The organism is Streptomyces sp. NPDC048650, from assembly GCF_043199095.1.
Taxonomy (GTDB): domain Bacteria; phylum Actinomycetota; class Actinomycetes; order Streptomycetales; family Streptomycetaceae; genus Streptomyces.
On sequence record NZ_JBICVM010000021.1, the window covers coordinates 109,553 to 119,494 of the forward strand.

Sequence of the window (9,942 nt, forward strand, 5' to 3'; positions counted from 1 at the left end):
AGGTCCGGTGGTGCTGCCATGGCCCGTGGAAGAGGTCTTCGGGCCTGGCGGTGTCGGCGAGGCTTTTGACGGTGTGGTGGGTCACGTGGAGCTGGCGGCCGATGGGTCGGCGGCTGTGGTCGGCATCCAGCATCGCGTGGACGGTGGAGTGCCTGGCTCGGATGCGGTTGGCGAACCGGTCGCTCTTCCAGGGCGACGTCAGGGCTCTTCGGGCGGTGTGGGCTCGTCGTGTTCTTCACCGTCACCGGCCGGTTCGGGGACCAGGACGCGCAGGCACTGGCGGTGACGGGCGACGGCCCGCTCGGCAGCCTCGACGAGGTTGTGCCACAGGTGCCTTCGGTCGGCAATCTGAGTCGCCTGGGTGCCCGGGCCGTGGTGCCTTCCGCGAAGAACGGTGCCCGATCCCGGCAGACCACCGCGATGCCGGGCTGTTTGGCGAGCCACTTTGCCAGGCTGGATGTCTCCCGGTCAGGCAGCAGGTCCATTGGCCGTCGGGTCTCGACATCGACCAGAACCGTGCCGTAGATGTGGCCCTTGCGCGTGGCGCACTCATCGACGCCGACCACTCGCGGGCCGGTGCCTCCGGCTCGGGCAACGCATCGAGCAGTCGTAAGACCGTGCTGCGGCTGACGGACACCCCGAAGATGCTTGCCATCCGGGCGCCGGCCCGGCGAGCGCGAGACCAACCGCGGCCAGCGTCGAGTGCAGCCGCTTTGTCCACCGGCTGTATCTCCGGGTCGGCCCGGCATTTGCTCGACAAAGGTCCGCCGTCGGCACGAAGCATCCCGGCAGAAGCACCTGCGAACCCGCAGACAGAGGACGACCCGTCGCCCTGCGCTGGGCACATCGACGGGAGACCGCAGGTAGGAGCTGTGTATTCGGCTCGAACCACTCCCGCAACCCGGGCACGCGGCCCCGGCCGCCGCGCTACAAGCCTCGATGCGTACCGTCTCGTCGTTCACGTCCACCGACAGCACCGTCACGTCTGCGACCGACGGGGACAACAGCTCGTCCAGCCGGAGCACTGTTTCTTCCACGGCGCCGATCCGTCGGCCACGCGAGCACCACCACTGATCATTTTCAGGCGACTTCCCGGAGGCTGCTGTGCGCGTGAGCCGTCACTCACCGTGTGTGCTTCACAGAAGTTGAGCCAGAACCTGAGAGCGGGAGTCATTTGTCAACGACTTCGGGAGTCGGTTCATCGCTCGTGCCCGTGATCACTGTCGATGAGTTCGGGAGTCACCGCCGCCTAGGCTTGAGCGGGGTGGGACGGAGAGCGGCAGATCGGGGCCTGCGCGGCCTATTGGCTCTTCTCGGTGATCATGTTGATCAGGCCCTGGGCCGTGTTGTGCTCGGAGTCGATCCCCGGAACCCCTCCACCTTCGAAAGTGGTGACCTCTGCGCTGCGGGGGAACATGGCCTGCTCGTACTCGGTGAGTGCGGCCTCGATGTCGTCGGGGCGGGCGGCGAGGGCCTTGCCGAGTTCGGCGCCGTCGTACATGGCCAGGTTCGCGCCGTCGCCGTTCGGGGGCGCGAGGTGGGCGGCGTCGCCGAGCAGGGTGACCCCCGGCACCCGCTCCCACCGGTGCCCGGTCGGCAGAGCGTACTGGGGGCGCAGGACCGGCGCTGTGTCGCCGTCGGTGATGAGCGTGGTGAGTTCCGGTGCCCAGCCCTCGAACTCGCGCGCGATCCGGGCGGTGGCCGCGGCGGCATCGGTGAAGTCGATGGCGGCGAACCAGTCCTGTGGCCTGGTCAGCGCCACGTAGGTGTGCAGGGTGTCGCCGTTCTCCCGGTGAGCGAAGATCTCCTTGCCCGGCGAGGGCGCGATCAGCAACCCGCCACCGACCGCTTTCGCGGCGGCCGGGTGGCGGGTGTCGGCGTGGAACAGGTACGTCTCGACGACCGACGTGCCGGCGTACTCGGGTGTGGCGGTGGTGAGCAGCGGCCGTATCCGTGACCAGGCGCCGTCCGCGCCGACCAGCAGGCTGGTGACGACGGTGCCGCCGCCCTCGAACCTCACCTCGTGGCGGCCGCCGCCGAGGGCGCGGGTGCTGCCGGCCTTGTGCCCCCATCGGACGGTGCCGGCCGGGAGTGAGTCGAGCAAGATCTGTCGTAAGTCGCCGCGTTGCACCTCGGGGCGTCCGCCCATGCCGTCGTCGACCTTGTGGAGCAGGACGGTCCCGTCCGGGTCGAGGACCCGCGTCGCCTGGCGGCCCTCCAGGACGATGGCGTGGAACTCGTCCATCAGGCCGGCCGCCTTGAGCGCGATCTGTCCGTTGTAGTCGTGGATGTCGAGCATCCCGCCCTGCGTGCGCACCGTCGGGGAGGACTCCGCCTCGTAGACCGTGACCGGGATTCCGTGGACGTGCAGGACGCGGGCAAGAGTGAGTCCGCCGAGTCCGGCGCCGATGATCGTGACGGGCAGGTGCATGGTGGCTCCTGGGGATCGGGGCCGCCCAGTGAGCTCCGGCCCGGCCGTCTCTGGAACGGTGCCGGACCTCGCCGACAAGCCACCGACATCGAACCGGCAGCCGCCGATGGATGACCGACACCGCGCATCAGTCCCGACACCCACCCGGAATCGGGTTCCGCTCGGCATCCGGGTCGATCGTGCTCATGCTCTCGTTCTCGCATCGCTCCCCGAACGACGAAGCCCGGCCTGCACGGAGGTACAACGAACGGAGGTACAACGAACGGCCCGACGGGCGCGGTGGCCGGCCGACGTGATCCAGGATGCGTGAGCGAGGGGTGCCTCCCGTTCTCGCGTACATCGGCTATGCGCCCGAGCGTGCGACTCCCCATCTCGTGTCGAAACGACGTCGCAACTCGCGTACATAGCCAGGCGACGACGCCACCAGCACGCCCTCACCCAGTGCGGTGCCGGCGCAGCCAAGGCCCGCTTCAGGGGAGACAGCCAATCTGTCCAAGATCGAGAGGCAGGCTCCAGCCCTGCTGCAGAACACTGCCCCCTGGGGATCTTCTGGCTCTTCGTCGGCTTCGGCCGCGGCAAGACCCTCATCGCCCAGCGCGTCTCCGCCTCGGCGTCTTTCAGCAACGTCGCCTTCTACGGTGCCAGCAAGAACCCGGATCTGTCCCAGGCGACCGGTTCTGCACAGGCCTGATCGAAGCGTTCGGTGCATGGATGAAGCCGAACGTATGAACTGTGAGGGGGCACCGCGAAGGGCTCGGGTGTGCTGCCACTCTGGGAGGATGCCCGGGTGGCTCACACGGGCCTGCTGGTATGTCCCCTCCGCTCGAGGTAGCCCTGTATGACTGTGGTCGAAGTTCCCCGACCCAACGGCCAGGACAAGCGGCCGTTGTTCCCGGATCAGGTTCAGGCGGTGCAGCGGATGGTCAAGCATCTGCGACGCCCCGGAACGCGGGGGTTGCTGGTCGCTGCTACAGGCACCGGCAAGACACTGGTCTCGGCCCGGGTCGCGGACGAACTCGACGCCCGCATGGTGCTGTTCGTGGTGCCGACACTGGATCTGGCAGCGCAGACAGCATTGGCGTGGCGTCGCGACGGGCACGGCGAGCACATGGTGATCGTGTCCTCGATGGACGCAGCCGGCCGGGAGGACCTGGTCGCGGCGAGGGTCGGCTCGACCAGCAACGCCCCCGCCCTCGCAGCCCTGCTGTCGGTGGTGGGGGAGGGGACTGATCAGGTCCCCGCGGTGACGGTGATCTGCACCTACGACTCCCTCGACAAGATCGAACAGACCCAGAAGACCCCGTACACGGTGCCACCGTTCGACCTCGCGATCATGGACGAGGCACACAGGATCGCCGGCCGCGCGGACAAGAAGTGGGCGGCCGTCCACGACGCCACGCGCATCCACGCAGACCGCCGCCTCTACATGACCGCCACCCCGCGCATCTTCGGCTCCCCCGAGCTGGCGGAGTCCGCCGACACCACCCGCCCGCGCCGCCGACGCCAGACCCCCACCGAGGCAGACCTCGACGCCTGTGCCAACTCCATGGACAACGAAGCCGTCTACGGCAAGAAAATCTTCGAATACCCCCTCGCGACCGCGGTGGCCGACGGCCGGGCAGCGGACTACCGCATCGTGGTACCCACCCTGGCCGACGCCGACCTGCGCACACGCCTGAACCTGCCGACCCCCAACACCACCGGCGACGAAAACCCAGGCCAGGCCCAGGAAGCGCTGCGCACCACCGCACTGCACCTCGCCGTCCTCAAAGCCATGACCGAACACCAACTGCGCCGGGTGCTGGTGTACTTCACCCTCGTCTCCGACGCCCGCCGCTTCGCTCGCGAACTACCCCACACCCTGCGCCTGCTACGCCGCACCGCACCCGAGCTGTGCCCGGACATCACCCCCCAGCTGTTCTTCGCCCACGGCGAGCACACCCCCGCCCAGCGCCAGGACATCTTCGACGACTTCGCCGCCGCCTCCTGCGCGATCATGACCAACGCACGCCTCATCTCCGAAGGCGTCGACATCCCCAGCGTCGATGCGGTGGTCTTCGCCGACCCCACCCGCAGCGTCATCCGCTGCGTCCAGGCCCTCGGCCGCGCCCTGCGCCTGGACGTCTCCGGCAAGGTCGCAAGCCTCATCGTCCCGGTCTACGTCCCGCCCGGCGCCGACCCCGAGGACATCCTCGGCACCGCCTACGAGCCGGTGTGGGCGATCGCCACCGCGCTGGCCAGCCACGACCACCGCATCCTGGAGCGCCTGCCCGACAAGGCAAACCGCCTGCCGAAGGAGACCAGCGAGGTCATCGAGCGCCGCTGGCATTTCGACTTCACGGTCCATCCCGAGCGCATCGCCCGCGCCATGGACCTGGCCTCCTTCGACCCCCGCGATGCGGCCGTTTCCCGCTCCCGTCGCTTCGGGCTCGCCGCCGCCCAGGCATACCGCGACCAGTACGGCCACCTTGACGTCCCCGCCGACCACACCGACCCCACCGGCTACGAGCTCGGCCGCTTCATCACCACCATGCGCGACGCCCACACCGCCGGACGCCTGGAAGCCGACTGGATCGCCGAACTCGACGCCCTCGGCATGATCTGGGACAAGCATGACGCCGCCTGGCGCGCCCGCCTGACTGCGGCGGCCGACTACCTTGCCGTCCACGGCCATCTTGCTGCCCCCGCCACCACGCCCGTCGGCGCCTGGCTCGCCGAACAACGCCACCTCGCCACCAAAGACCACCTCGCCGCTGCCCGAGCCGCCGACCTGGCCGCCCTCGATCCCCACTGGCGCCTGCCCCACGGCGCGGACTGGCACCGCAAATACCACCTACTCCACAGCCATCTCGCCGCCGGCCACGACTCGGCCGCCCTCACCCGCGACACCCTCCTCGGCACGGTGAAAATCGGCGTCTGGCTGCACCGTCAGCTCACCACCTGGCGCGCCCTCCACGCCGGCCAGCGGCACCTGCTGACCCGCCTCGGCCTGACACCCGAATCGAACCCGCTCACCCCGGCCCACCGCACCCGCCGCAGCTTCGAGCAGACCGTCCAGCTTCTGGAGCTCTTCCTGCACCGCGAAGGCCGCGTTCCTGCCGCCCGCGAGACCATTCGCGTCGACGGCGAATCGGTCAAGATCGGTGCCTGGCTCGCCAAGACCCGCACCAAGCACCGCGCCGGCCGGCTCCCCGAGGCGCACGTACGCCTGGTCGCCGCTCTGTTCGACGGCGACTGGACGGCTGAGGAAGCCGTCCCTGCCGTCCTGGTGTAGCCGCCACTCACACAAGCGCACGCTCTGCAGAGAGCGTCGAGCGGACCGTGCTCGCGGTAGCGGCCCGCCGCGCTGCCCACGCGGGCGTGTGGCCCGCGTACCTCCCGGCTGTATACGGACAGCGGTTCAGCGCTGCCCTCGGCGGCGGAGAGCCTCTTCCGCTTCCTCTTCCGCTTCCGCTCGCCGAGGCCACCGACTACCTGCCCCTCCACGGCCACCTCGCCGCGCCCGCCACCCCACGCGTCGGCGCGTGGCCGGCCGAACAGCGCCACCTCGCCGCCACGGCCACGCTCGCTGCAGACCGCGCCGAGGCCCGCACCGCCCTGGCCCCCGACTGGCTCCTGCCCCACGGAGCGGACTGGCACCGCAAGTACCACCTGCTGTGCGCCCACCTCGCCTCCGGTGCCGACGAGGCCGCAGCCGGACTCATGCGCTGGCCCGCGCCGCTCTTGGAGCCGCCGCCCTTTCCACTGCTGTGCTCCCTGTGGTGGCCCAGCGGCCCCTCCCGGCCGTGGCGTGTTCCTGGCGAGACGGGCTGCGACGTACCGGCCCGTGGGGGCATGCCACGGGCCGGCAGCGACAAGGTGAGCTGAGCGGAGGGCAGCCGAATCCGGCTGGAACAGCGATGGCACACAAGCCACCGCTCACGACTGCCCTGTACAGGGCAGTCGAGTCAGGTACTCAGGCGCTTTCGGTCATGACGTCGTCCAGCCAGTCGTACACGCGGGCGAAGGCCAGGCGTTGGGCGCCCGCCTGGCAGTGCGCGTCCGCGCCCAGTGCGGCGGTGAACTCCAGCAGCGTCTTGGGGCAGGTCAGGTGCTCGTGGAGCAGTTCGGGCTGGCCCTCGAAGAACACGTCGTCCGGGGCCGAGCAGACCAGGGTGGGGCAGGTGATCTTCTGGGCGATGCCGTCGCGCAGGTGATAGTCGAGGAAGGCGGCGAAGAGCCCGCGCGGGGTGTCGGCCCCCATGACGTACATGCCCTGGTCGACGAGCCAGCGAATCTTGGGGCTGGCGGCCATGGCCGCCTCCACCACGGCGTCGAGCTCGGGGTCGCGGTCGGCGCGCAGCCGCCGTTCGGCCTCGGCGCGGTCGAGGGACAGCACGCCGGTGGCCATGTCGCCCAGGTCGTAGACGCCGTCGAGGGCGATGACGGCGGCGAGGCGGTGCTCGAAGGCCGCGGCACGCGGTGCGAGCAGGCCGCCCATGCTGTTGCCCAGCAGGACTATCCGGGCGGGATCGACCTCGGGACGGGTGAGGGCGTGGTCGAGGACGGGGCCGACCACGTTCTCCCAGTCGGGACGGAACACCAGACCGTGGCGATGGCGGGTACCCGGCTGGCCGGGGCCGTCGAAGGACAGGACGTTGTAGCCGCGCTCGACTGCCGCGGCGGCGCCGCCGAAGTGCATTTCCTCGGCCGTGCCGTCGAACCCGTTGAACATGACCACGGTCGGCCGGGCGGCGCCCGAGTCGTCGGCGCGGTACAGGTACCCCGGCAGCACGGTGTCCTCGTAGGGGATCTCCACCGGCTCGATGACCGGGGTGAACAGCGCGGCGGCCTGGCGGAAACACCTCACCGACGCGTCGTATGCGTGCAGGATGCGCGGGTCCGTGGCGTCGCCGTGCAGGAAGAATTCGGCGCTTCGGTAGTAGTTCGACGCCCGCAGGAAGGCGTCCCGGGCGCTGACGCGGTGCCCGCCGGCCAGGGCCGTACGTCCCTCGTCGGCCACCCGGTCGGCGGTGGCGAGCCACTCGTCGTGCCAGCTGTCGTAGTCGCCGGCGGTGATCCGCTGAGTGGTCACCACGACCTCCCCGAAGTCGGCGCCGCCGTAGGCGATGTGCCCGAAGGACCGCAGTGTCTCGAACCAGAACGAAGGGTTGTGCGGGAAGAACAGGGGTTCCATCGACACTCCTAAAGCAGTTGTTGGCTGCGTTTAGTGGGACCGTAGGGCCGCAGAAACAGCAAACGCAAGTCTCGACTGCGTTAAAGTGGGATCATGGAGAGGCAACGAGAGCCGGCCCGCCGGCCCGGTGGCCGGGCGGCTCGCGTCCGCACGGCAGTGCATCAGGCGGTCGCCGACCTGGCCGGCGACCGCGGATACGGGAACTTCACCGTCGGCGACGTCGCCGCCCACGCGGGCGTGGCCGACACGAGCATCTACCGCCGTTGGGGAAACCTGGAAGCCCTCCTCTCGGACGTGGCCATCACCCGGCTCACCACAACCTCCCCCACCCCCGACACCGGCAGCCTGGAGGGCGATCTGCGCACCTACGCGGCCACCGCCGCCCGCGACGTCGCCGGGCCGGACGGGATGGCGATACTGCGCCTGGCCATCTCCCTGTCCAACTCCGGGCAGCCGGGCCTGGAGGCCCGCGACGCGTTTCTCACCGAACGCACCCGCCAGCTACAAGCCATGCTCGACCGGGCCCGGAATCGAGGCGAACACCCGCCGGACGTCCTCCAGGTGCTCGATCTCATCCTGTCCCCGATGTACATCCGCATCCTGTTCGGAACGGGCCCGCTCACTCCCGCCTACACCGACGAACTGGTCGACCGCCTGCTGCGCCTGCACACCGCCGCCGGAGGGGGGTGAGCTCTCCTTGAGTGCTACCGGAACCTCCGGTATGACCTGCCGTCCCAGCTCTCGAACCGGTCTCGAACTTGGGGGAGGGGTTGCCGCGGTCTCCGGCGGTCGCGGTCGTCTTCAGGCCGTCCGCCCACCCGTCGAGCAGCTCCCACTCCACCGGCGGCCCCTCGCCCCGCTCGGCCGCGCCCAGCACCTGCATCCAGTCCCCAGCCGCCAGCCCATACAACCCGCTGGCGGCGAACGCCTCGGCCAGCGCGTCCGCCCCGACCTCCTGCGGGCCCAGGCCGATCGCCACCACCAGGTGCACCATGCCCTTGAAGTCCGGCTCCTCCGGCAGGTCCTCACCGGCCACAAGCGCCGCCCGCACCACCTCCGGGTGCGCCGCACCGCGATACGGCCGCCCCGCGAGCAACCGGGCAGCGGTTTCCTAGAGCGCATCCTGCCCTTCCTCGCCCGCCCCGGCCGCGCTCCGCGCGGTCTCCAGCAGCCGCTGCGACACCGACCCCCGCACCGCCCACAGCACCGCCTCGCGCACGGTGTCCGCCGACGGTTCCGGCACCACCGCCACCTCCGACCGCACGGCCATGCCGGCCTCGGCGTACCACTCCAGCACCGCCAGCCGCCGGTCACGCCCCTGCAGAAGATGCCGCGCCAGCGCCGCGGCGCTCTCCACCACGACCAGGTCGACCGCGTCCACCACCGGACCCCTGCCCGCGCCCGAGCCCGCGGCACCGGTGACGCGGCAACAACCCCGCCCGCCGCCAGCTCTCCAACTGGCTGACCGTCACCACCAACTCCCGCGCGGCAAGTTCGCGAATCACCCGCAGATCAGCCGGACTCGGCGCTCCTCGTGCCATGCCCACCATTACAACCCCGAGAAGCGCAATTCTCTGCAGACCTGCGACCCTGGCTCACTGGTCCCAGCACCACAGCCCGCGCTGCCGCGCCTTGCCCGAACGGACACCCGCCATGCCGAAGAAGCACCGCACCCCCTCCACCACCCCGCACCAGGACTACGTGAGGCCCGGCCCCGTCTCGCGGCGGCGCCTCGTCTCCGTAGCGCTCCTCACCGGAGCCGTCCGCCACACCAGCGCCCTCCTGGCAGGCCTCGCAGTGACGGAGCGTCAGTACGACTGACACCCGCCCGAGCACGAAGAGAAACCCAATGTCTGTGCAGTCGACCCCAACTGACATCACCTCACCCACCCGGGCACACCCCGCCTCCGCAACCTTCAGCCCAAGGAGGCACATACCCTGAAACTGGATCCACCAAAAATTCTAGAACGAAGGAAACAGCCGGCTAAGCACCCCGGCCACACCGCCTCGCAGCCAGCCGCCCGCGAATGCGGGCCGGGTCCGGGAGCGTAGCGGACGGACCCCCAGGCTCCTTCTAGGAGCGCAGCGACAAAGGAGCCGCTGGCTCGGAGCGTCAGCGGAGAGCCGGAGGGCACCAGCCCAATCTTCGGATACAGCGAAATTCCTGACGGAAGGAAACAGGCTCGGAGCGCAGCGCAGAGCCCAACTCCTCGCACCGCGAGGAGCCCCACTTCGTTTTCCGCGCGCGCAGCGCGCGGACTTCGCTACCAACTTCCGCGCGCAGCGCGGAAGTTCCCTCAGAGCCTGCGCAGCAGGCTCTTACCCGCTCCGCGGG

General features: G+C 70.0%; 8 protein-coding genes. 4 read left to right on the top strand and 4 right to left on the bottom strand.

Annotated features, from left to right (window positions below):
- Positions 1–1,037: transposase family protein (locus ACGFML_RS35960; RefSeq protein WP_393549891.1), on the bottom strand; the 1,037-nt coding region annotated here is incomplete at its 3' end.
- A 263-nt stretch (positions 1,038–1,300) separates the two neighbouring features.
- Positions 1,301–2,431 carry an FAD-dependent oxidoreductase gene (locus ACGFML_RS35965; RefSeq protein ID WP_393549876.1) on the bottom strand — a complete coding sequence of 377 codons (1,131 nt, stop codon included), beginning with the start codon at positions 2,429–2,431 and terminating at the stop codon, positions 1,301–1,303.
- A gap of 838 nt (positions 2,432–3,269) precedes the next feature.
- On the opposite strand from ACGFML_RS35965, the gene ACGFML_RS35970 reads away from it, so the two are divergent.
- Both ACGFML_RS35970 and ACGFML_RS35975 read left to right on the top strand, forming a co-directional pair.
- Positions 3,270–5,705: a Helicase associated domain protein gene (locus tag ACGFML_RS35970; protein ID WP_393549877.1), complete on the top strand. Its 2,436-nt coding sequence runs from the start codon at positions 3,270–3,272 to the stop codon at positions 5,703–5,705.
- 47 nt (positions 5,706–5,752) lie between these two features.
- Complete coding sequence (locus ACGFML_RS35975) at positions 5,753–6,298, top strand: hypothetical protein (RefSeq protein WP_393549878.1); 546 nt, start codon at positions 5,753–5,755, stop codon at positions 6,296–6,298.
- 88 nt (positions 6,299–6,386) lie between these two features.
- Here the strand turns inward: ACGFML_RS35975 and ACGFML_RS35980 are convergent, their stop codons facing one another.
- Positions 6,387–7,607, bottom strand: a complete 1,221-nt coding sequence (locus ACGFML_RS35980) for an alpha/beta hydrolase family protein (RefSeq protein WP_393549879.1) — start codon at positions 7,605–7,607, stop codon at positions 6,387–6,389.
- Between the two features lie 93 nt (positions 7,608–7,700).
- Between ACGFML_RS35980 and ACGFML_RS35985 the strand changes: the two genes are divergently transcribed.
- Positions 7,701–8,297, top strand: coding sequence for a TetR/AcrR family transcriptional regulator (locus tag ACGFML_RS35985; protein WP_393549880.1), 597 nt, complete (start codon positions 7,701–7,703; stop codon positions 8,295–8,297).
- Positions 8,298–8,718: 421 nt separating this feature from the next.
- Here the strand turns inward: ACGFML_RS35985 and ACGFML_RS35990 are convergent, their stop codons facing one another.
- Positions 8,719–8,988 (bottom strand): hypothetical protein, encoded by a 270-nt coding sequence (locus ACGFML_RS35990; RefSeq protein WP_393549881.1) that lies wholly within the window; start codon positions 8,986–8,988, stop codon positions 8,719–8,721.
- Positions 8,989–9,260: 272 nt separating this feature from the next.
- On the opposite strand from ACGFML_RS35990, the gene ACGFML_RS35995 reads away from it, so the two are divergent.
- On the top strand, positions 9,261–9,428 hold the full coding sequence (locus ACGFML_RS35995; RefSeq protein WP_393549882.1) for a hypothetical protein: 168 nt from the start codon (positions 9,261–9,263) through the stop codon (positions 9,426–9,428).
- Positions 9,429–9,942: the final 514 nt, after the last annotated feature.